The organism is Buchnera aphidicola (Melanaphis sacchari), from assembly GCF_003096055.1.
GTDB classification, from domain to species: Bacteria; Pseudomonadota; Gammaproteobacteria; order Enterobacterales; family Enterobacteriaceae; genus Buchnera; species Buchnera aphidicola_P.
This window is the reverse complement of record NZ_CP029161.1, coordinates 187,328-210,834: the sequence shown is the minus strand read 5'-3', so window position 1 is coordinate 210,834 and position 23,507 is coordinate 187,328. Positions and strand designations below refer to the sequence as shown.

Below are 23,507 nucleotides of genomic sequence, written 5' to 3'. Positions count from 1 at the left end.
CTATATTTTCAAAAAATCTAAATTTTATAAAAATATAAAATTTTTTCTAAAATAAGATGAAGTGATAATAATTTTATCACTTCATCTTATTTTTTTAATTTATTTTAAAAAATAATTCTATCAAAATTATTTATTAAAATTAAAGGGTATTACTAGAATCAATACTCGACCATCCCTTTGGTTTTCGAACATCTCGTCGTGCCATTAAATCATCGATTTGTAAAGAATCAATAGTTTCATATTTAATTAAAGCATCTTTCATCGAGTGCAAAATGTCTAAATTATCATTTAAAATTCTTCTAGCTCGATTATAATTTACCTCGATAAGCAACTTTACTTCTTCGTCAATAATTCTAGCAGTTTCATCAGACATATGTTTCGCCTTAGCAACCGAACGCCCTAAAAATACTTCTCCTTCTTCTTCTGTATATAACAACGGACCTAATCTATCTGAAAAACCCCATTGAGTCACCATATTTCGCGCTAAATTTGTAGCTACTTTAATATCATTAAAAGCTCCAGTAGAAACATTTTTTGCACCGTAAATAATCTCTTCAGCTAATCGACCGCCATATAAAGTAGATATTTGACTTTCTAATTTTTGACGACTTACACTTAATATATCTGATTCCGGTAAAAAAAATGTAATCCCTAAAGCTTGGCCTCGCGGAATAATAGTAACTTTATGAGCAGGATCGTGATCTGGAACCAGTCTTCCAATAATTACATGACCTGCTTCATGATATGCTGTAGATTCTTTTTGCAAATCACTCATAACCATTGATCTTCTCTCAGATCCCATCATAATTTTATCTTTAGCTTTTTCAAATTCAATCATAGATACTGTTCTATGATTTAAACGAGCAGCAAAAAGAGCAGCTTCATTAACTAAATTAGCTAAATCTGCACCTGAAAAACCTGGCGTTCCTCTTGCAATTATCATGGGATCTACATCTTTAGATAACGGAACTTTACGCATATGAACTTTTAAAATTTGCTCTCTTCCGCGAATATCCGGAAGAGCCACAATTACTTGGCGATCAAAACGTCCAGGACGTAACAAAGCAGGGTCTAATACATCTGGCCTATTAGTAGCAGCTATTAAAATCACTCCTTCATTAGCATCAAAACCATCCATTTCTACTAACATTTGGTTAAGTGTTTGCTCTCTTTCATCATGACCCCCACCTAAACCGGCACCTCTTTGGCGACCTACAGCATCAATTTCATCAATAAAAATAATGCAAGGGGCAGATTTTCGAGAATGTTCGAACATGTCTCTAACTCGCGATGCACCAACGCCGACAAACATTTCGACAAAATCTGATCCAGATATAGTAAAAAAAGGTACTTTTGCTTCTCCTGCTATTGCTTTTGCCAATAGCGTTTTTCCAGTACCGGGAGGGCCAACCATTAATATACCCTTAGGGATTTTTCCACCTAATTTTTGAAAACGACTGGGCTCTTTAAGATATTCAACTAATTCACTAACCTCTTCTTTAGCTTCATCGCATCCAGCAACATCATCAAATGTTGTTTGAATTTGATCCTCTGATAACATTCTTGCCTTACTTTTCCCAAAAGACATCGCTCCTTTTCCGCCACCCATCTGCATTTGGCGCATAAAAAAAATCCAAACACCAATCAATAACAACATTGGAAACCAAGAGATAAAAATAGAAATCAAAAGACTTGGTTCTTCAGGGGCTTCACCAATAATTTTAACGTTTTTTACTAGTAAATTATCTAATAACTTAGAATCATTAATAGGAATATAAGTAGTATACCTTCTGTTATCTTTTTTAATAACATTAATGATTCGTCCATTAATATAAACTTCTCGAACTTGATCTTGGTTGACTTCTGATAAAAAAGTAGAGTAATCTACTTTTTGATTACTTGTATCGTTAGCATTAAAATTCTGAAAAATAGACATTAAAATAACTGTGATAACTAACCAGAAAATCAGGTTTTTAACCATGTCACTCAAGGGAAGAACCTCTCATTGCATCTATATTTAAAAAAATAATTTAGATTATTATGTTATTTATTTGCTAAAATGAATATTTCTCGCGATCTAGATCGAGAAGTTGTAGGTTTACAAATTTTAATTTTTGAAAATAACTTTTTAATTTCTGTAAAAAATTCATTAAATCCCTCTCCTTGAAATGATTTTACTAAAAGAATACCATTTTGAAATAACAAATGATTAGATATATTACAAGCAATTTTACATACCTCAATGATACGCGGCATGTCAACAAGGGAACATCCAGTTATATTAGGAGACATATCAGACATAACCAAATCAAACTTAATATTAAATAAATTATTTAAAATCAAATCTAATGTTTTTTTATTACGCACATCTCCTTGAATAAAACTTACACCTTCTATTTTTTTCATTGGCAATATATCAAAAGCTACAACATATCCTTTTTTTTTAATTTTTTTTGATGCATACTGAGACCATCCACCCGGCGAAGAGCCTAAATCAATTACATTCATTCCCGGTCGAAATAATTTATTAATTCGATCTATTTCTTCTAGTTTAAACCAAGATCTAGAACGTATTTTATTTTCTTTAGCCTCCTTAACATATTTATCTTGAAAATGCTCTAATAACCAACGATTAGAACTATTTGATTTTTTTTTCATATCGTTAATATCTTTGTAAAATAGGCTATTTAATAGTATAATTTAAGAAAAAATTGATCTAAATATATTCTATCTTTAAAATTTTATATTTAACATCACCAGAAGGAGTACGTATAATTGCAATATTATTGATAGTTTTTCCAATTAAACCTCTAGACATCGGAGAATTAATAGAAATTAATTTTTTTTTAAAATCTGATTCATCATCGCCAACAATCTGATAAGTAAATACTTTTTTATTATTTAAGTTTAAAATAGTAACTGTCGCGCCAAATACCACTCGGCCATCATTAGATATTTTTGTGATATCTATAATTTGGGAATGAGATAATTTTAATTCAATTTCTTTTATACGTCCTTCACAAAAACTTTGTTCTTCGCGAGCAGAGTGATATTCAGCGTTTTCTTTTAAATCACCGTGCTTTCTAGCATCTGCTATTTCTACAATAATACGAGGACGTTTTACATTTTTCAGTTGTTCAAGCTCTTGGCGAAGTTTTTCAGCACCTCTAATAGTCATTGGAATTAAATTAACCATATCATATACCCCATTACTTTCTATTAAAGAAATAAAAAAATTAAATTAATTTCATTAAAAGTTAATTTATTTTATTTCTTTTGAAAATGATAAGTTTTTTAAAAAATATCACTGAAATATAGTAATATAATTTTATCATTGATAAGATTGAGTTAAAAAATTTTAAATAATTATTTATCAAAATGAAAATATTTAAATAAATTTTAAAAAATAAATAATATATTTATTTTAATGTAAAAAATAAAATTTATCAAAATTTTAAAAATTCAATTTAAAAATTTATTTTTTTACTAACACATTTAAAGCGCATCCAAAAATGAACAATGAAGAAATAACACTCCAAAAAGAAATAACAATAATATTAGAAAAAAAATTAAATCTAAAACAAATATATGTTACAGGCGATAGCAATCATATTAAAATTATTGCCGTTAGTAATATATTTAAAAATATTAGTCCAGTTGAAAGACAGAAAATGATTTATAAACCCTTGATTAGTATGATTACAAATAAAAAAATTCATGCTGTATCTATAGTATCGTATACTTCAAATGAGTGGAAAATAAACAATAAATAATTTGCATTATAAATTATGAAAAAATAAAATATTGGATAGAGATTTAATAATAGATGAATAAATTATATATAGAAGGATCTAAAAAATTACAAGGAACAGTAGTAATTTCTGGTTCTAAAAATGCAGCTTTACCTATTTTATTTATGACTATACTCATTCCTGAAACTATAAAAATAAGCAATATTCCTGAATTAACAGATGTTTCTATAGCAATTAAATTATTAAAACATTTAGGAGCTAAAATAATACAGAAGAAGAAAACGTTATGGATTAATACTAAATCAATAAATATTTTTTGTCCTCCGTATTATTTAATGAAAAAAATAAGAGCCTCTATATGGATATTAGCACCTCTTTTAGTACGTTTTAGAAAAGCTAAAATATTCTTTCCGGGAGGATGCAAAATAGGATCTAGACCGATTAATTTACACCTCAAAAATTTATCAAAATTAGGTGTTAAAATTATCCTTAGAAACAATTGTATTATGGCTTCTGTTGATAACTTTTTAAAAGGAACATCGATTTTTATGGAGAAAGTTAGTGTCGGAGCAACTATTACTATGATCAGCGCAGCAGTATTAGCCAAAGGACTAACTATAATTGAAAATGCTGCGCAAGAACCAGAAATTGTTGATCTTTCAGAATTTTTAAATAAATTAGGAGCTAATATTAAAGGAGCCGGAAGTAATAAAATATTTATTATAGGCGTATCAAGGCTTTTTGGGGGGTCCCATAAAATAATACCTGATAGAATTGAAACAGGGACTTTTCTGATAGCAGCCGCAATATCGCAAGGATATATTCTGTGTAAGAAAACTGAACCAAAACATTTGAAAAAAGTGCTTACAAAATTAATACAATCTGGAGCACAAATAAAAACTGGAAAAAATTGGATTCAATTAGACATGAGAAATAAAATACCAAAATCTGTAAATATTTCAACTTCTCCATATCCTGGTTTTCCAACAGATATGCAACCGCAATTTACTTTGTTAAATTCTATTGCACAAGGGAAAAGTACTATTCAAGAAAATATATTCGAAAATCGTTTTCTGTATGTCGATCAATTAATTAAAATGGGCGCAAAAATCAAAATTAAAAAAAAATCTATAATTTGCACAGGAGTTCGTAAACTATATTCAAATAATATATCATCCAGCGATCTAAGAGGATCAGCTACTTTAGTATTAGCAGGATGCATTGCTATTGGTAAAACTGAACTTAGTAATGTCTATCACCTTAACAGAGGTTATGAGTCATTCTCTAGAAAATTAAATAAATTAGGAGCGAATATTCAAAATACATAATATCATAATTTATAATTGTAAATAAATTACTAATTTTAATATTCAATAAAAATAAAATGGAGCATTTTATGTATGCAGTTTTTATCAGTGGCGGAAAACAATATCGAGTAAGAAAAAATCAAACCATTCAGTTAGAAAAATTAAAAAAATTACCTGGAGAAACTATTGAATTCAATGATATTTTAATGATATCTGACAAAAATTTAGTAAAAATAGGAAATCCATTTTTATTAAAAAGCACAGTGGAAGGTTATATCGAAAGTCATGTAAAATCCAAAAAAATAAAAATAATAAAATTTCACAGAAGAAAACATTATAAAAAACAGCAAGGTCATCGTCAAAATTTTACTAACGTAAAGATTATAAAAATAAATTATCATAACGAGGAATAAATTAAAAATGGCACACAAAAAAGCTGGTGGATCAACAAGAAACGGAAGGGATTCAAATGCACAACGACTAGGTGTTAAATGTTTTGGAGGTCAATTAATTTCATCAGGAAGCATTATTGTTAAACAACGTGGAACAAAATTTCATCCAGGAAAAAATGTTGGCTGCGGAAAAGACCATACTATATTTGCTACTATTAAAGGAAAAGTGGAATTTAAAAAAAGAGGCATTAAACAAAGAACATATATTAATATAATTAAACAATAATTTTAGAGTTAAAAACTCTAAATAAGCCCCTATTAAAAAGGGGTTATTCTTTTTTTTAAAAATTTATAAAAAAAATTTATTTAGTATTTAGGCATATTCAATGAAATTTATTGATCAAGCAATAATTCAAGTTATTTCTGGAAATGGTGGACATGGATGTATTAGTTTTAGAAGAGAAAAATACATACCCAAAGGCGGCCCCGATGGAGGCGACGGTGGAGACGGTGGAAATGTTTGGATTAAATCTGATAAAAATTTAAATACTTTGATAGATCTAAGATTTAAAAAAATATTTAAAGCTTTTAACGGAGAAAACGGATCAGGAAAAAATTGCTCTGGAAAAAAAGGAAAAGATATCACAATCAACGTTCCTATCGGAACAAAAATAATTAACTATCAAACACAAGAAATAATAGCAGATTTGACCGAAAAAGAACAAAAAATACTCATTGCAAAAGGAGGTTGGCATGGATTAGGAAATACTCGGTTCAAATCAGCAATCAATCGAACTCCCCGAAAAAGAACTATGGGGATACCAGGAGAAAAAAGATACTTACAATTAGAATTGTGCTTAATAGCAGATGTAGGAACGTTAGGCATGCCGAATTCTGGAAAATCTAGTTTAGTAAAAAATATATCTAATGCTAAAACAAAAACTGCTGACTATCCTTTTACTACATTACAACCTATCTTAGGCAGTGTTGTGAGAAATAATAAGAAATTTATTATAGCTGATATTCCAGGAATAATATATCGAGCATCAAGCGGATCTGGTTTAGGTATACAATTTCTAAAACATTTAGAAAGATGCAAAATACTATTGCATATAGTTGATTTATTTCCCATAAATTATTCTAATCCTATAGAAAATATAGAAACTGTTTTACAAGAATTAAAAAAACATAGTAAGAATTTATATGAAAAACCAAGATGGTTAATTTTTAATAAAATTGACTTAATAAAGTCTTTAGATCAAAAAAAAATAATTAAAGAAATTAAAAAAAAATTTGAACTCAAAGAAAAATATTACTTTATTTCTGCTACTAAAAAAATAGGAATAAATCAATTATGTCTTGATATAATTTCATATTTAAAAAAATAAAAATTTTCTTTATTTTAAATAAAATTAAGAAGAACTCGGTTCATTAAAAAAACCAAGTTCTTTAAATAATTATAAAAATTAACGCTTAGAAAATTGTGTACGCTTTCTTGCCTTACGAAAACCCACTTTTTTTCTTTCCACTTTTCTAGAATCACGTGTAACAAAACCAGACTTTCTTAAATCTGAGTATAGTGATTGATCATATTTAATTAAAGCACGGGTAATTCCTTGACGAATAGCACCAGCTTGACCAGAAATACCCCCTCCTTTGACCGTAATATAAATATTAAAATGATTAGTCATATTCACTAATTCTAGTGGTTGACGTACAATCATACAAGCAGTTTCACGGCCAAAATACTCATTTAAAGAGCGTTTATTTATAGTTATTTCTCCATTTCCAGATTTAAGAAAAACTCTAGCTGAAGAGCTTTTTCGGCGTCCAGTGCCATAATTTTGATTTTTTATCATTGTTTATTCCTTTGTTAAATATTTAAAAATTTAGGACACTGAGCAATGTGATCATGATGTTCATCAGAAAAAATTTTTAATTTCTTAAGCATAGAACGACCTAATGGACCTTTTGGTAACATACCTTTAACAGCTATTTCAATTATATTTTTAGGATTTTTAGATAACATCTCTGAAAAATTTAATTTTTTTATACCACCTATATAACCTGTATGATGGTAGTAAATTTTATTAATTTTCTTATGTCCAGTGACTAATATCTTAGAAGCATTTAATACTATAATATAATCTCCTGTATCAAGATGAGGAGTATACTCAACTTTATGTTTTCCGCGTAAACGTAAAGATAAAGCACTTGCAAATCGACCTAATACCTTGTTAGTTGCATCTACATAAAACCAATTTTTTTTTATATTATTTAATTTAATAGAAAAAGTTTTCATTTACATCTCTTTTAAAATAAAATTCATTTAAAAAAAATAATACTATGATCTTCGTTAATAAGATATAGTTAATATATTTTACTAAATTAATATATTTCTATATACATATCTTAAAAACTTTTTATAATTACAGAAAATTATTTTATAGAATTTCATAGTTATATAATATTGCCAACAATAAAATATACGTAATTAAAGATATGCATATAAATATTTTAGAAAAATTTAAACAATTTAAATTTTAGTAATAGCGATATTTAATTCATGTAATTAAAAATTATACTATATAATCTTTATAATTTATTCTAAAAGAAATTTTATAAAAAATATATATTTAAAAAATTATACTTAGCATAAAAAATTTAAGATATTTAATAGGTAAATAAATTATGCAGTCTAAAAATGATTTATTACACTTTCGAAGTGAAATCAATACTATTGATACTAATATAGTTAAATTATTAGCAAAGAGAAAAAAATTAGTACTGAATATAGCGCAATCTAAAATAAAAAATAATAAACCTATACGAGATAAAAAACGCGAAGAAAGCTTATTAAATGAGCTAACTAAACTAGGAAAAAAAAATCATTTAAATCCTAGTTATATAAAAAATTTATTTGAATTAATTATTGAAGAATCTGTATTAATACAAACAAAAATGTTACAAAAAAATTATCATTATGAAAGCAAAAATACTCCTAATACTAATTTTTCTTTTTTAGGTCCAAAAGGTTCTTATTCTCATATTGCTATGCTTCAGTATATAAAAAAAAGTAAAATTCAATATACAGAAAAAGAATTTTTTAATTTTGAAGAAATAGTGTTTTCTGTAGAAAATAATATATCAGACTATGCTATTCTACCAATAGAAAACAGTTGTTCTGGACTAATTGATGAAGCAGTCAATTTACTAGAAAAAACAAATTTATTTATCATTGGAGAAATTAAAATTTCTATAAATCACTGTTTAGTAGCAACAAAAAATACTAAAGTAAATAATATTAAAAACGTATACAGTCATCCTCAACCATTTAAACAATGTAGTAATTTTATAAATCGTTTCCCTCAGTGGAAAATTCAATATTCTAAAAGCACATCCAGTGCAATGAAAAAAATAGTCCGACTCAACAGCAATACTAATGCTGCAATTGGAAACGAAATTAGTGCAAAAATATATGGATTAAAAATATTATTAAAAAATTTATCTAATAAAGAAAACAATACTACAAGATTTATTGTGTTATCAAAACAACCTATCCAATTTTCTTTAAAAATACCAACTAAAACCACTTTAATATTCAAGTCTAAGTATAATTTAAAAAATATTTTTAATAAATTGAATGAAAAAAAAATAAAAATTTACGAAATGAATAATAAATTAGAAAAAACGTTTTTTATTGATATTAAAGACAATATATTATCAAATATAGCGCAAAATACGATTATAGAAATTAATAAAATATCAAATTTTTTAAAAATTTTAGGTTGTTATGCAACTGGTAATATAATAACAGAGAATAAATAAATTATTTTAATGCATTTATTAAATAAAAATTTAATTTTTTTATCATTAACAAATAACACTGAAATAATTATTTAATATTAATTTTAAAATGAGTGATTAATATGTTTAATAGCTTAACTGAACGTCTTTCTCAAAGTTTAAAAAAAATTATTAACAAAGGAAGATTAACAGAAGAAAATATTAAAAATAGTATAAGAGAGGTAAGAAAAGCGCTACTTGAAGCTGATGTAACGCTATCGGTAATTAAAACATTTATACACAACATTACAGAAAAAGCCATTGGAAAAAAAATTAATAAAAGTTTAACTCCTGGACAAGAATTTATTAAAATTGTAAAAAATGAACTAATTTTAATCATGGGAGAAAAAAATAATAGTTTAAATTTATCTGTTCAACCGCCAGCTATTATATTAGTAATTGGTTTGCAAGGCGCAGGAAAAACAACTACTTTAGCAAAAGTAGCGAAAAGAATTAAGGAAAAAAATAAAAAAAAAATATTGATTACATCAACTGATATCTATCGACCAGCAGCAATAAAACAACTTAAAATTTTATCTGATCAAATTACAATAGACTTTTATCAATCTTATATAAATCAAAAACCTATAGATATTACCAAAAAAGCAATAGAGTTTTCTCAATTAAAATTATACGATGTTTTATTAATAGACACAGCGGGACGATTGCATATTGATCAAAATATGATGAATGAAATTTCTGAAATACAAAACTATGCTAAACCTATTGAAACATTATTAATAGTAGATTCTATGATGGGACAAGACGCAGTTAATGTAGCAACAAAATTTAATGATCACTTGAAAATATCTGGTATTATTTTAACGAAAACTGACAGCGATTGTAGAAGTGGAGTCGCCTTATCTATGCGTTGTATAACAGGTAAACCTATTAAATTCATAGGAACAGGAGAAAAATTAGACAAATTAGAACCTTTTTATCCAGAAAGAATCGCAGAAAGAATTTTAGGAATGAATCAAATTCTATCTTTAATAAAAGATATAGAAGAAAAAATAAATAAATCAGAAGTGCAAAAATTAACTAATAAACTTAAAAAAGGAGAAAATTTTAATTTAAATGATTTTTTAATACAAATTCAAGAAATTAAAAAAATTGGCGGTTTAAATTATTTTGCAAAAAAATTTTCTAATAATCAACAATTACTTAATAATCCATTATTAGGTGCAGATAAAAATACTTTAAAAAAAATAGAAGCAATAATATGTTCGATGACTTCTAAAGAAAAAATTGATCCATCTGTTATAAAGGGTTCTCGTAAACGTAGAATTGCTTTAGGTTCCGGAACAAAAATTCAAGATGTAAATCAACTATTAAAAAACTTTGACAGTATTAAAAAAATAATGAAAAAAATAAAGAATGGAGGTTTTAGAAAAATAATGCGCAATATAAAAAATATATTACCAAGAAATTTTTAATTGTGTATGCAAAAAATTTGAGTTTATTTTAAATGTATAAAAATTAATTTTTATTAATCATTTCCGAGGAATATATGGTTAAAATCAGATTAGCACGATATGGTAATAAAAAACGTCCATTTTACAAAATGGTAGTAGCAGACAGTCGATGCTCTAGAGACGGTCGATTTATTGAAAAGTTAGGTTATTTTAATCCTCTTGCTCCAAACGCTTTCAAAATTAATTTGAATTTAGAAAGAATTATGTATTGGAAAAGCAAGGGAGCACAAATTTCAGAAAGATCAAAAAAACTTATTAAAGTTTTAAATAAAAAGAGATAAAAAAATTAACAAAAAATTAATAGATTTTATTTTAATGGGAAAAATTGGAAAAACGTATGGAATATTAGGTTGGATGAAAATTTTTTCCTTTACTGAAAATCAAGAAAAAATATTTGATTATAAACCATGGTTTATTCTAAAAGAAAAAAAAATGGAAAAAATTCAACCAAAAGCATGGAAAAATTATAAAAATAATTTTATTTTTTGTGTAAAAAATATTTCTGATGCATCAGAAGCAAAAAAATTAACTAATTTAAACATTTTTATAAATAGGAATATATTACCTAAATTACCACATGATGAATACTATTGGAATGATATAATTTCTTGCAACGTATTTAATACTCAAAAAAAATACTTAGGAAAAGTTATTAATTTAATAAGAACACAATACAACGATATTATCGTTATTGAATATCTTTCAAAAAAAAAATATAAAAAAATTATAATTCCATTCATTGACCAAAAAATTATTCAAAATGTTAATATTAAAACAAAAACTATAATAGTTAACTGGAATGAAAATGAACAATAAATTTAAAAAAGTATAATATTTTGACAAAATTTTACATTATTACTATTTTTCCTGAAATTTTTAAAGCACTGAATAATTACGGAGTAATAAAAAAAGCTATTCAAAAAAAAATTATTGAAATCAAGTGCTTTAATCCAAGAAATTTTACGAATAATAAACACAGAACTATAGATGATCGTCCTTATGGAGGAGGACCAGGAATGGTGATGTGCTTTCAACCACTATATTTAACTATTCAATATATAAAATCTCTACTAAAACAAGCAAAAGTAATTTATTTATCTCCTCAGGGAAAGAAATTAAATCATAAAACAATACATGAATTAATTCAAAATAAAAAAATTATTTTTATATGCGGTCGATACGAAGGAATTGATCAAAGAATTATTCAAGATCAAGTAGATGAAGAATGGTCAATAGGAGATTATGTATTAACTGGTGGAGAATTAGCCGCTATGGTAATTATAGATTCAATTTCAAGATTTATTCCTGGATTTATAAAAAAAACATCAGTGAACGAAGATTCTTTTTATCATAATTTACTTGATTATCCGCATTATACTAGGCCTAGAACAATAAAAAATATGAAAGTTCCAGACGTTTTAATTTCAGGAAATCATAATGAAATTCGTTTATGGCGTTTAAAAAAATCATTAAAAAACACATGGAAAAAAAGACCAGATTTGCTAAAAAATAAAAATTTAAGCAAAGAAGAAAAAATTTTATTAAATGAAATTAAAAAAAACAATAAAAAATAATTAATAATTTAAATATTTTTTATTTCGAGGCGAAAAAATGAAAAATATTATTCAAGAAATAGAAAAAAAACAATTAAAAAAAGATATACCCTATTTTCGACCAGGAGATACAGTTGAAGTGAGAGTATGGGTAGTGGAAGGTACAAAAAAACGTTTACAATCTTTTGAGGGAATAGTAATCGCCATTAAAAATCGCTCCCTAAATTCATCTTTTACTATAAGAAAAGTTTCTAATGGAGAAGGAATAGAACGTGTTTTTCAAACCCATTCTTACAGCATTAATAATATTTTAATCAAAAGAAAAGGATTGGTAAGAAAAGCAAAGCTATACTACTTAAGAAACAGAACTGGAAAATCTGCACGTATTAAAGAAAGAATGTAATTTTTTATTAAAAAAATAAATATGCAGTCATGACTTTATTCTTGACTGCACTCTTATTATTTTTTACAGTAAAATATTAAATCGTTCCACCAATAGTTAAAATATCTATTTTTAAAGACGGTTGCCCTATTCCTACTGGAATATTTTGACCTTCTTTACCACACATTCCTGTTCCATAATCCATTTTTAAATCATTACCAACCATAGATATTTTTTGCATAACCTCCATTCCAGATCCTATAAGAGTTGTATTTTTAAGTGGTATAGAAATATTTCCGTTCTCTATTAAATAAGCTTCCGAAGTAGAAAATACAAATTGCCCAGAAGTAATATCTACTTGACCACCAGAAAAATTTACGGCATATATACCATAATCGATACTTTGAAGAATGTCTTTTAATTTTGATTCACCAGGTAACATATACGTATTGGTCATACGAGGCATAGGTAAATGAGAATAAGATTCACGACGTCCATTGCCTGTTGGCGTTACACCCATTAAACGTGCATTAATTTTATCTTGCATATATTTTTTTAAAATTCCATTTTCAATAAGTACATTGTATTGACCAGAAGTACCTTCATCATCAATATTTAAAGAACCTCGCTGATTTGGTACCGTTCCATCATCAATTATAGTGCATAATTCTGAGGTAACTTTTTTTTCAATCATATTTGTAAATACGGAGGTTCCTTTTCTATTAAAATCACTTTCTAAGCCGTGACCAACTGCTTCATGAAGCAATACACCAGGCCATCCAGAACCTAAAACCACTGGAAAACTTCCTGAAGGAGCTTCTTTTGAAGATAAATTTAAAAGTGCTATCCTAACTGCTTCTCTTGTCCAAAAATCAATTCTTATTTCTTTCGAAACATCGTCTTTATTGATAAAAAATTTATAATCAGTACGACTTCCGCCACCACTGCGACCCTGCTCTATTCTTCCTTTACTTTCAACTAAAATGCTAATTGAAAATTCTACTAATGGTCTAATGTCTGCTGCTAAATTTTCTTCTGTTGAAGCAATTAAAATTTGTTCATAAGTTCCGCTTAGTGTTGCATTTACCTCAATAACACGATGATCGATATTTCTTGCTATATGGTCTACTTGATAGAGTAGATCAACTTTTTCCTTAGAAGTTAACGTTTCTAATGGATTTATAGAAGAATAAAACAAATTATTTTTTTTCTCTGATAAAGATTTAATTTGAATTTTTTTTCTATTTTTTTGATTAAAAAGACTTTTAGCCATATCAGAGCTTTGTCTTATTGCATGAATAGAAATTTGATCAGCATATGAAAAGCCTGTTGTTTCTCCAGAAACTACTCGTACTCCTAAGCCTTGATCTAAATGATAATTACCTTCCTTAATAATACTTTTTTCTAATACCCAAGATTCGCAGAGACGGGATTGAAAGTATAAATCACCGTAGTCTGAATTACGTATACGAAGATCTTCTAGAGAAGATAAAATGTCCTGATGCTTTATATTATTTGAAGTTAATAAATGTTCACTAACTAGTTCTAATGTCATTTGATCTCACTTATTATGAAATAGTTTTAATGAAAATGATAAAATATAAAAATAAAAAATATTTTTTAAAAAACATATTATATAATATAATATCTTTTAAAAAATTATTTAAATTAAATTTACAAAAATTGAGAAAATAGTGAAAAAAAACATAAAAATTTTATTAATTAATGGACCTAATTTAAACCTCCTAGGAACTCGAGAGACAAAAATTTATGGCAATGAAAATCTTTTTAATTTAATAAGTGGTTTAAAAAAACGATCAAAACAGTTAAATATATCATTAAATCATATTCAATCTAATGCCGAACATATTTTAATTGAAAAAATACACGCCTGTAAAAACGATAAAATTAATTATATTATCATTAATCCAGGCGCTTTTACACATACCAGTATAGCCATACGTGATGCACTAATCGCTATAGATATTCCGTTTATTGAAGTTCATATTTCTAATATTTACGGCCGAGAAAACTTTCGTTCTCATTCATGGTTATCAGATATTTCCAAAGGTGTTATCACTGGTTTAGGTTTAGATGGTTATTATTGGGCATTAGAAACAATATATAAAAGATGTTTAAAAGTTGATTAAATTTTTTATAAAGAAAAAGATATAGAAAATTTTATTTAATTTAAAAATAAAATATTTTCTTAAATTTTAACTCATACCATACTTTTTTAACTTCTTTCGCAAAGTACTTCGGTTGATACCCATTATTAAAGCCGCTCGTGTTTGATTTCCTCGCGTATATTGCATGACTGTGTCTAATAATGGGCGCTCTAATTCAGATAACAATAATTGATATAAATTATTTTGATATTCGTTTTTATTTATATGCAATAAATAATTCTCTAAAAATTTTTTGATAGCTACACACAAAGGTCTTTTAATAATTTTATCTTTGTAATTTTTTCCATTATCTATTATTGAATACTTTTTATTTATTAATTCTTCTAACATAGAATTATCAACTCTTTAGTTTTTTATAATATAAATAATTTTAGAGAAAACTTTAAATTTTTTAAAAAATTAATATATTTACTGATTTAAACGTAATAGAAGATTTTTTATATCTTCAGGTAAAGAAATTTCCCAATGCATTAATTTTTTAGTCACAGGATGAAGGAACTCAATATAATTAGCATGCAATGCTTGACGTTTAAATGTATCATCTATAAAAAATTTTTTATTTTTTACAATTTGATTAAATTTGTAATTAATTCCACCATATAAAGGATCACCTACTAACGGATATCCAATATGTAACATATGCACACGAATTTGATGCGTACGACCTGTTTGTAATTGTAAAGAAATATGCGTATGATATTTTAAACGATTAATAATATTATAATGTGTTATTGCTTTTTTTCCTAATAAATGAGTCATCATGCACGTTCTTTTAGACGAATGACGCATTATAGGATAATTAATAGTGCCACCAGAAAGCAGATGTCCTTTAACAATAGCTTGATACCTTCTAATAATTCTTTTTTTTTTAAATAACCGAACTAGTTTATTATATGAAAAAATTGTTTTTGCAACAACCATTAAACCACTTGTATTTTTATCTAAACGATGAACAACTCCAGAACGAGGAAGATTTTTAGCATTACTATTATGATATAGTAAACCATTTAATAAAGTTCCCTTCTTATTACCAGCTCCTGGGTGAACAACTAAACCATCAGGTTTATTAATAATCATTAGATGATTGTCTTCATAAATGATATTTAAATAAATTTTTTCAGGCAAATTAGAAATCGTTTCTTCAATAATGGGATAAATGGTAATTTTTTCACCTCCAAGTAGTTTTTTATCGGGCTGATTGCAAATTTTTTCATCAACATATACACGATTCATTAAAATCCACTTTTTTAAACAAGAACGAGAATATATAGTAAAAAGATTTGATAATATTTTATCTAACCTTTTTTGTGATAATATAATATAAGGTACAAATGCGTATAATTCTTTCTTCAATACAATAATCCTTTTATCATTAAAAAATTTTTTTAAATATATCTATAAATTTACATCTTTAATTCCAAACGGACATGATATTCTATGTATAATTAAAGATAAATATTATTCAAAAATATTTTTTATTAAAAGACGATTCCAATGAAAAAAAAAAGAAATATTATGATCATATGTACAATATTATTTTTAACTTTTAAAGTTTATTCAAAAAACATAGTACAAGATATAATCGTACAAAATAAATTTTTTGATCAAGAATGCAGAAAACAATTAAAAAATAAAAATTTCTTTAATGTAATAAATCATTTAGAACTATTGAATAAAAAAAATACTAATTATTTAAATTCTGCAAAAATTAAAATTTATTTAATTTACTCTTATTATAAAGTTTCAAACTTTATCCAAGCACAAAAACAAATAATACAATTTATTAAATTATATCCTAAACATCCCAATATAGATTATGTCTTATATATACAAAGTTTAATCAATATATCTTTAGATAAAAATATATATTTTAATAATTTTTCTATTAAACATTATAAAATAAATCCTATTCACGCTAAAATAGCGTTTTTTCAATTAAAAAATTTGATAAATCATTATCCTAGAAGTATTTATGTTAGAAATGCAAAAAAAGAATTATTTTATTTAAAAAAAAGACTAATGACATATGATTTTAAAATAATGAAATATTATTTTTTACATAATCAATATATAGCAGTAATTAATCGTGGAGAAAAAATACTCCAAAAATATCCGGAAATTCCAGAAGTAATTAATACACTTGAATATATAAAAAAATCTTTTTTTGCATTAAAAATATTTAATACTTCCGAAAAAATATCCAGAATTATTTCATTAAATAGTAATTAAATTTTTTCAGAGTTTCTCTTTCTTTATCTGTTACTATTAAATTTTTAAGTTACTTTAGATATAAAAACATATTTATAATAAATCGTAATTTTAAAACAAATAAATTTTACTTCAAAAAATATTAATTTAATTAATATATATTTTAAAAAAATCAAAAAAATGAAAAATACAACACATGAAATACGTCAAAAATTTTTAGATTTTTTCAAAGAAAAAGGACATTCTATTTTACCAGGTGATTCATTAATTCCAAAAAATGATTCAACTTTGCTATTTACTAATGCAGGAATGAATCAATTTAAAGATTTTTTTTTAGGCAAGAAACAAAAAAATTATTCAAGAATAGCGACTGTTCAAAATTGCTTGAGAACTGGAGGGAAGCATAATGATTTAGAAAATGTAGGATATACAGAAAGACATCATACATTTTTTGAAATGCTTGGCAACTTTAGCTTTGATGATTATTTTAAAAAAGAAGCAATAATGTATGCATGGGAGTTATTAACATCAAAAAAATGGTTTAATTTAGACAAAAATAAACTATGGATATCAGTATATGAAAATGATATAGAAACTTATAAAATATGGAAAAATATTATTAAAGTACCCATCGAAAAAATTATTAAAATTGGTGACAAAAACAATATTAAATATAATTCTGATAATTTTTGGCAAATGGGCAATACTGGTCCTTGCGGACCTTCTACAGAAATATTTTATCAATTTAAAATCGATTATACTCAAACAACTCAAGAACTATTTAATAATAACAACTGCCTACTCGAAATTTGGAATATTGTTTTTATAGAATTTAATAGAATTTCTAATACAGAAATTATACCCTTAGCAAAAAAATCTATAGATACAGGAATGGGTTTAGAAAGAATAGCCTCTGTTTTACAAAATGTAAATTCAAATTATAAAATTGATATATTTCAAGAATTAATTAAAAAAATATCTTATTTTAGTAATATAGAAAATTTAAATAATATCTCTTTAAAAATAGTGGCTGATCATATCAGAGCAATTTTCTTTCTTATTTCAGAAGATATTACTCCATCAAATGAACATCGTGGATATATTTTAAGAAGAATAATTAGAAGAACACTTAGACACGCTTATAAAATTGGAATCAATCAAAATTTTTTTTATAAAATCATACCTAAATTAATTAAATTAATAAATATTCCTTCTGGAATTCTAAAAGAAAAAGAAAAAATAATACAAAAAATATTAAAAAAAGAAGAACTTCAATTTTCTCAAACATTGAATAAAGGGTTAAAAATACTAAATCAAGAAGTTAAAAAAATTTCTAATAATATTATATCTGGAAAAACTGCATTTTATCTTTATGATACATTTGGATTTCCTATTGATTTAACAAAAGATATATGCCGTGAAAGGGGTATAAAAATAGACCTCGATGATTATAATAAATACAAAAATGAACAAAAAAAACAATCAAATATTAGAAAAAAATTTTATAAAAACTACAATCAAGATATTATAATTAATGACAGATCTGTTTTTTGTGGTTATAAAAAAAATAGAATAAAATCATTAATAAAGTATATTTTTGTTGAAAATAAAGCAGTTTCGTCAATTTCAGAAAATCAATTAGGTATTATTTTTCTTGATAAAACATGTTTTTATCCGGAATCCGGCGGTCAAATAGGAGACATAGGAAAATTATATTTTAAAAAAACGTGTTTTTTAGTAGAAAATACACAAAATTTTGGAAATATGATTGGACATATTGGAAAAGTAATATCAGGAACGATAAAAGAAAAAAGTACAATATATTGTAAAATTGATAAAATTCATAGAAATTCAATTCAATTAAATCATTCAGCTACACATTTATTACATGCTGCGCTGCAAAAAATATTAGGAAATAACGCTTTACAAAAAGGATCTTTAGTAAGCAATACACATTTAAGATTTGACTTTTCCTATACAAAAAATATAAATTTCTCACAAATACATAAAATTGAAAATGTTATAAATGAAGAAATTCGTAATAATCATTTAATTAAAACTAAAAATTTAAACATAGAAGAAGCTAAACGGAACAAAGCAATAGCATTATTTGATCATAAGTACAATAATATAGTTCGCGTTGTATTTATAAAAGATTTTTCCATAGAACTTTGCGGAGGAACACATACCAATAGGACAGGGAAAATTGGTATTTTTAAAATTATAGGGCAATCTAATGTATCATCAGGAATTAAAAGAATTGAAGCATTAACTGGACAGTACGCAATAAATTATTTACATTATCAAGATACTTTGATAAAAGATATATCTTTAATTTTAAAATCTAATAATTCTGACATACAAGAAAAAATAAAAAATTTAATACTAAAAGTTAAAAATTTAGAAAAAAAAGCAGATCAACTACAAAATAAAGAAAATACCAACCAAATTAAAAAATTACTAAAAAAAGTGGATAATATAAAAAACATAAAATTGTTAACTCATATATTACATAAATATGATCAAAAATCAGTAAGAATAATAGTAGATCAATTGAAAAAAGAACTAAAAAATGCAATTATTATACTCATAAATAAAATTAATAATAGTTATACTATTAATTGTGGAGTTACAAAAAATTTAACTCATTCTATAACCGCAATAGATATTGTTAACATTTTTATTAAAGAAACCCAAGGGAAAGGAGGAGGAAAAAAAGAAATTGCTGAAGGAGGAGGAATGAATAATGCTAAATTACCCATTATTGTAAAAAATATTAAACAATGGATCACTGAAAAATTAAAAAATAATATATTTTAAACAATAAGCGCTTAAATAATTAAAATAAATTTTATTTAAATAAAATAATTATAAAATATTTAAACTAAATGACTTATAATAAAAAATGTTTATCTAATTACACATCATTAAAATATTTTATAATTTACATTTAGCCCTCTATCATATTTATTAAACCAGAAATCAAATCGGCCGAATTCTTTTATTTTCAAGGAACAAAGAATGCTTATTCTCACTCGTCGAGTTGGCGAAACATTAATAATTGGAGATGAAATTACTGTTACGGTACTAGGGGTAAAAGGTAATCAAGTTCGTGTTGGTGTAAATGCGCCTAAAGAAGTTTCAGTGCATCGTGAAGAAATATATCAACGAATTCAGGCTGAAAAAAAAATTAAAAAAAAATAAAAATACCGCATCTTGCTAAGATTTGGCAAGATGCACTTCAATAAAATATATATTTCTATTTTTTCAAAATTTATAATTATTTAAAAAAAAATTGACTTATATTTAAAAAAAAGTAAAATTATATAATAAAAATTTATTATCTCAGGTGAGATGGCCGAGAGGATGAAGGCGCTCCCCTGCTAAGGGAGTGTGTAGAAAAAATCTGCATCGAGGGTTCGAATCCCTCTCTCACCGTAATTTTTTATTGCATCCGTAGCTCAGTTGGATAGAGTACTCGGCTACGAACCGAGAGGTCGAAGGTTCGAATCCTTCCGGATGCAAATAATATTATCTACGTTATTAATCATTTCACCAAGCATTAAAAAACAAAAAATCAACAATAAACTAGGAGAAAAAATTGATAGAGGATATCTCAAAAAAAATTGCTTGGTTAGAAAATAATCCAATAGTTTTAAAGAATATCAATAGAGGCATTGAACGAGAAGCTTTAAGAATCAAAAAAAATGGAAGCTTTTCTGACATTTCGCATCCGAAATCACTTGGCGCGCCCTTAACTCATCAATGGATTACTACCGATTTTTCAGAAAACTTATTAGAATTTATCACACCTACTAGCAATAGCGTAAACTACTTATTAAAATTTTTAACAGATCTTCATTCTTTTGTAGCTTATAAAATAAATTCAGAACGAATATGGCCATTCAGCATACCATATCTTTATAATCGATCTACGAATATTAAAATAGCCGAATATGGTACATCAAATATTGCAAAAATAAAAACACTTTATAGACAAGGTTTAAAAAGTCGATATGGAGATTTAGTAAATACTATTTCAGGTGTGCATTATAATTTTTCATTACCTAAAATATTTTGGAAAAGCCAAAAAATTTATAATAATAAAGATTATGTATCATCTGGATATTTAAACTTAATTAGAAATTATTATCGATTTGGATGGATTATTCCTTTTTTATTTGGATCATCACCTGCAATATCAAAACATTTTTTAAAAAATAAGGTACCTTGCTTTAAAAAAAATAAAGAAAACATACTATATTTACCTTGGTCTACTTCATTAAGACTAAGCGATATAGGTTATACTAGTACTTCAATTATAGACCTTAATATTATGTTCAACGATTTAGAATCTTATGTAAAAACTTTACATGAAGCAATTCATACACCATCAGATAAATTTTTAAATATAGGATTAAGAGACAAAAATGGAGTACTACAACAAATTAATACTAATATATTACAGATGGAAAGTGAGCTATATACCCAAATAAGACCCAAAAGAAACATTAAAAATGGAGAACACTTATTAGATAAACTTCAAAAAAAAGGTATAGAATACGTCGAAATACGTTCTTTAGATATTAATCCATTTTCACCTATTGGTATCAATAAAAATCAAATACTTTTATTAGATTTATTTTTAATTTGGTGTGCGCTTGTTAAAGCACCCAAAATGAATAAAAAAAAATTTTCATTAGTTATGAAAAATTGGAAAAAAATCATTTTTGAAGGCAGAAAACCTAATCAAAAAATTTACGTTAATGAAAAATACGAAAAAAAAACAATAATAGAAATAGCAACAAAAATTTTTCGAGATCTAAAAAAAATTGCTATTATTTTAGATAAGCAATCTCAAAATACTCAATATCAGCAAGTGTGCAAAAAAATAATGCCATTATTTTATAATCCAGAATTAACATATTCTGGACAGTTTTTAAAATTTTTTATTGAAAAGGGCATCGAAAAAACAGGATTAAACTTAGCAAACAAATATCATAATAAATTAATCAATTATTTTCCATTTAATCATCATAAAAATATGTTAGAAAAAGAAACTATATGTTCAATTGAAAAAAAATCTCAAATAGAAAAAAATGAAAAAATTAAATTTGAAGATTATTTCAAATGTAAATTTATTTCCCCATGCTAATCAACATGGGATATTTTAAAAAAATAATATATTTATTGTGAATAATAAAAAATTATAGACAAAATTTTTTTAATTTAAAAGTATGGCAATTAAATCACTACCACTGAGATAACGCATCTACCTTATCTAATTTTTCCCATGGAAATTCTTCTCTCCCAAAATGCCCATACACTGCAGTATTAAGATAGATAGGCTGAAGCAAATTAAGCATTTTAATTAATCCATAAGGACGCAGATCAAAAGTATCACGCACTAAATTAATTAAAGAAGAAGTACTAATTTTGCCAGTTTGAAATGTTTCTATCATAATAGAAATGGGTTTAGCTATTCCAATGGCATAAGATAATTGAATTTCACAGCGATCAGCCAAACCAGCAGCAACAATATTTTTAGCAACATATCTAGCTGCATACGCTGCAGATCTATCTACTTTAGATGGGTCCTTTCCAGAAAAAGCACCTCCACCATGTCTTGACATACCTCCATAAGTATCTACAATAATTTTACGACCAGTAAGACCGCAATCACCCATAGGACCACCTACAACAAATCTACCAGTGGGATTAATAAAAAATTTAGTATTTTTTGTTAACCATTTCTTCGGTAAAACAGGTTTTATAATTTCTTCCATTACGGCTTCCTTTAAAATCTTTTGAGAAATACTTTCTTTATGTTGAGTAGAAAAAACAATTGTATCTATACCTAAAATGACACCATCCTTATATTTAAATGTTACCTGACTTTTAGCATCTGGTTGGAGCCAAGATAAAGTATTATTTTTTCTTATTTCAGATTGTTTTTTTACTAGTAAATGAGCATACGTAATTGGCGCAGGCATAAAAACATCTGTTTCATTAGTTGCATAACCAAAAATAATTCCTTGATCACCCGCTCCTTGTTCTAAGGGATTGGAGCGATCTATTCCTCTATTAATGTCTAAAGATTGTTTCCCGATAGTACTAAGAACTGCACAAGAATTTGCATCAAATCCTGTCTCGGAATTAATATAACCAATATTATTAATAGTATTTCTAGTAATTTCTTCAACATCAACCCACGCAGTAGTCGTAATTTCACCTCCAACTAAAACCATTCCTGTCTTTACATAAGTTTCGCAAGCTACTCGCGCCTTAATATCTTGTTTGATAATTTCATCTAATAATGCGTCAGAAATTTGATCTGCAATTTTATCAGGATGCCCTTCTGAAACTGATTCTGATGTAAAAAAATATTCAGTCATTTTATTTT

26 protein-coding genes and 2 tRNA genes are annotated in these 23,507 nt (G+C 25.7%); 19 read left to right on the top strand and 9 right to left on the bottom strand.

Annotation, left to right across the window (positions count from 1 at the left end; genetic code table 11):
* Window positions 1-139 precede the first annotated feature (139 nt).
* From ftsH to greA, 3 genes are all read right to left on the bottom strand, one after another.
* Window positions 140-1,981, bottom strand: coding sequence for an ATP-dependent zinc metalloprotease FtsH (gene ftsH, locus DD681_RS01135; protein WP_158341185.1), 1,842 nt, complete (start codon window positions 1,979-1,981; stop codon window positions 140-142).
* Between the two features lie 62 nt (window positions 1,982-2,043).
* Window positions 2,044-2,658: an RlmE family RNA methyltransferase gene (locus DD681_RS01130; protein WP_158341184.1), complete on the bottom strand. Its 615-nt coding sequence runs from the start codon at window positions 2,656-2,658 to the stop codon at window positions 2,044-2,046.
* A gap of 58 nt (window positions 2,659-2,716) precedes the next feature.
* Window positions 2,717-3,196, bottom strand: a complete 480-nt coding sequence (greA, locus tag DD681_RS01125) for a transcription elongation factor GreA (protein WP_158341183.1) — start codon at window positions 3,194-3,196, stop codon at window positions 2,717-2,719.
* Window positions 3,197-3,512: 316 nt separating this feature from the next.
* Between greA and DD681_RS01120 the strand changes: the two genes are divergently transcribed.
* From DD681_RS01120 to cgtA, 5 genes are all read left to right on the top strand, one after another.
* A complete protein-coding gene (locus DD681_RS01120; RefSeq protein ID WP_158341182.1) occupies window positions 3,513-3,773 on the top strand; it encodes a BolA family protein in 261 nt (86 codons plus the stop codon).
* A 53-nt stretch (window positions 3,774-3,826) separates the two neighbouring features.
* Window positions 3,827-5,080: a UDP-N-acetylglucosamine 1-carboxyvinyltransferase gene (murA, locus tag DD681_RS01115; protein ID WP_158341181.1), complete on the top strand. Its 1,254-nt coding sequence runs from the start codon at window positions 3,827-3,829 to the stop codon at window positions 5,078-5,080.
* A 68-nt stretch (window positions 5,081-5,148) separates the two neighbouring features.
* Window positions 5,149-5,472, top strand: coding sequence for a 50S ribosomal protein L21 (gene rplU / locus DD681_RS01110; protein ID WP_158341180.1), 324 nt, complete (start codon window positions 5,149-5,151; stop codon window positions 5,470-5,472).
* Between the two features lie 7 nt (window positions 5,473-5,479).
* Window positions 5,480-5,737, top strand: coding sequence for a 50S ribosomal protein L27 (gene rpmA, locus DD681_RS01105; RefSeq protein WP_158341179.1), 258 nt, complete (start codon window positions 5,480-5,482; stop codon window positions 5,735-5,737).
* A 100-nt stretch (window positions 5,738-5,837) separates the two neighbouring features.
* Complete coding sequence (gene cgtA, locus DD681_RS01100; protein WP_158341178.1) at window positions 5,838-6,839, top strand: Obg family GTPase CgtA; 1,002 nt, start codon at window positions 5,838-5,840, stop codon at window positions 6,837-6,839.
* A gap of 78 nt (window positions 6,840-6,917) precedes the next feature.
* Here cgtA and rpsI read toward each other — a convergent pair whose 3' ends face one another.
* Window positions 6,918-7,310, bottom strand: a complete 393-nt coding sequence (gene rpsI, locus DD681_RS01095) for a 30S ribosomal protein S9 (protein WP_158341177.1) — start codon at window positions 7,308-7,310, stop codon at window positions 6,918-6,920.
* Between the two features lie 14 nt (window positions 7,311-7,324).
* On the bottom strand, window positions 7,325-7,753 hold the full coding sequence (gene rplM / locus DD681_RS01090) for a 50S ribosomal protein L13 (RefSeq protein ID WP_158341176.1): 429 nt from the start codon (window positions 7,751-7,753) through the stop codon (window positions 7,325-7,327).
* Between the two features lie 389 nt (window positions 7,754-8,142).
* Here rplM and DD681_RS01085 point away from each other — a divergent pair, with 389 nt between their 5' ends.
* The 6 genes from DD681_RS01085 (at window position 8,143) to rplS (ending at window position 12,728) form a co-directional block, all read left to right on the top strand.
* Entirely contained in the window at window positions 8,143-9,279 is a 1,137-nt protein-coding gene (locus DD681_RS01085; RefSeq protein ID WP_158341175.1) for a chorismate mutase, read from the top strand.
* A 101-nt stretch (window positions 9,280-9,380) separates the two neighbouring features.
* On the top strand, window positions 9,381-10,733 hold the full coding sequence (ffh, locus tag DD681_RS01080) for a signal recognition particle protein (protein ID WP_158341174.1): 1,353 nt from the start codon (window positions 9,381-9,383) through the stop codon (window positions 10,731-10,733).
* Window positions 10,734-10,807: 74 nt separating this feature from the next.
* Window positions 10,808-11,053 carry a 30S ribosomal protein S16 gene (gene rpsP, locus DD681_RS01075; protein ID WP_158341173.1) on the top strand — a complete coding sequence of 82 codons (246 nt, stop codon included), beginning with the start codon at window positions 10,808-10,810 and terminating at the stop codon, window positions 11,051-11,053.
* A gap of 34 nt (window positions 11,054-11,087) precedes the next feature.
* Complete coding sequence (gene rimM / locus DD681_RS01070) at window positions 11,088-11,588, top strand: ribosome maturation factor RimM (protein ID WP_158341172.1); 501 nt, start codon at window positions 11,088-11,090, stop codon at window positions 11,586-11,588.
* Window positions 11,585-12,346 (top strand): tRNA (guanosine(37)-N1)-methyltransferase TrmD, encoded by a 762-nt coding sequence (trmD, locus tag DD681_RS01065; protein ID WP_158341171.1) that lies wholly within the window; start codon window positions 11,585-11,587, stop codon window positions 12,344-12,346. The genes rimM and trmD overlap by 4 nt, the downstream gene beginning before the upstream one ends.
* Window positions 12,347-12,383: 37 nt before the next feature.
* The gene (gene rplS / locus DD681_RS01060; RefSeq protein ID WP_158341170.1) at window positions 12,384-12,728 is read left to right on the top strand and encodes a 50S ribosomal protein L19; all 345 of its coding nucleotides are present in this window, start codon (window positions 12,384-12,386) and stop codon (window positions 12,726-12,728) included.
* Between the two features lie 76 nt (window positions 12,729-12,804).
* Here rplS and tldD read toward each other — a convergent pair whose 3' ends face one another.
* Window positions 12,805-14,262 carry a metalloprotease TldD gene (tldD, locus tag DD681_RS01055; RefSeq protein ID WP_158341169.1) on the bottom strand — a complete coding sequence of 486 codons (1,458 nt, stop codon included), beginning with the start codon at window positions 14,260-14,262 and terminating at the stop codon, window positions 12,805-12,807.
* Window positions 14,263-14,401: 139 nt separating this feature from the next.
* Here tldD and aroQ point away from each other — a divergent pair, with 139 nt between their 5' ends.
* Complete coding sequence (gene aroQ, locus DD681_RS01050) at window positions 14,402-14,857, top strand: type II 3-dehydroquinate dehydratase (protein ID WP_158341168.1); 456 nt, start codon at window positions 14,402-14,404, stop codon at window positions 14,855-14,857.
* 66 nt (window positions 14,858-14,923) lie between these two features.
* Here aroQ and fis read toward each other — a convergent pair whose 3' ends face one another.
* Together fis and rluD are read right to left on the bottom strand one after the other, a co-directional pair.
* Window positions 14,924-15,226, bottom strand: coding sequence for a DNA-binding transcriptional regulator Fis (gene fis / locus DD681_RS01045; protein WP_158341167.1), 303 nt, complete (start codon window positions 15,224-15,226; stop codon window positions 14,924-14,926).
* Between the two features lie 78 nt (window positions 15,227-15,304).
* Complete coding sequence (gene rluD, locus DD681_RS01040; RefSeq protein ID WP_187151985.1) at window positions 15,305-16,249, bottom strand: 23S rRNA pseudouridine(1911/1915/1917) synthase RluD; 945 nt, start codon at window positions 16,247-16,249, stop codon at window positions 15,305-15,307.
* A 141-nt stretch (window positions 16,250-16,390) separates the two neighbouring features.
* On the opposite strand from rluD, the gene DD681_RS01035 reads away from it, so the two are divergent.
* The 7 genes from DD681_RS01035 to gshA all read left to right on the top strand — a co-directional run bounded on the left by DD681_RS01035 (window position 16,391) and on the right by gshA (window position 22,259).
* Window positions 16,391-17,125 carry an outer membrane protein assembly factor BamD gene (locus DD681_RS01035; protein ID WP_158341165.1) on the top strand — a complete coding sequence of 245 codons (735 nt, stop codon included), beginning with the start codon at window positions 16,391-16,393 and terminating at the stop codon, window positions 17,123-17,125.
* A gap of 159 nt (window positions 17,126-17,284) precedes the next feature.
* Window positions 17,285-19,924, top strand: a complete 2,640-nt coding sequence (gene alaS, locus DD681_RS01030) for an alanine--tRNA ligase (RefSeq protein WP_158341164.1) — start codon at window positions 17,285-17,287, stop codon at window positions 19,922-19,924.
* Between the two features lie 201 nt (window positions 19,925-20,125).
* A complete protein-coding gene (gene csrA, locus DD681_RS01025; RefSeq protein ID WP_158341163.1) occupies window positions 20,126-20,308 on the top strand; it encodes a carbon storage regulator CsrA in 183 nt (60 codons plus the stop codon).
* 144 nt (window positions 20,309-20,452) lie between these two features.
* Window positions 20,453-20,542: transfer RNA gene (locus tag DD681_RS01020), tRNA-Ser, on the top strand.
* A 12-nt stretch (window positions 20,543-20,554) separates the two neighbouring features.
* Window positions 20,555-20,628, top strand: a tRNA-Arg gene (locus DD681_RS01015).
* Window positions 20,624-20,749, top strand: a complete 126-nt coding sequence (locus DD681_RS03120) for a hypothetical protein (protein ID WP_261788361.1) — start codon at window positions 20,624-20,626, stop codon at window positions 20,747-20,749. Before DD681_RS01015 ends, DD681_RS03120 begins: the two co-directional genes overlap by 5 nt.
* Window positions 20,706-22,259: a glutamate--cysteine ligase gene (gene gshA / locus DD681_RS01010; RefSeq protein WP_158341162.1), complete on the top strand. Its 1,554-nt coding sequence runs from the start codon at window positions 20,706-20,708 to the stop codon at window positions 22,257-22,259. Before DD681_RS03120 ends, gshA begins: the two co-directional genes overlap by 44 nt.
* A gap of 97 nt (window positions 22,260-22,356) precedes the next feature.
* Here gshA and metK read toward each other — a convergent pair whose 3' ends face one another.
* A complete protein-coding gene (gene metK / locus DD681_RS01005) occupies window positions 22,357-23,499 on the bottom strand; it encodes a methionine adenosyltransferase (RefSeq protein ID WP_158341161.1) in 1,143 nt (380 codons plus the stop codon).
* Window positions 23,500-23,507 lie beyond the last annotated feature (8 nt).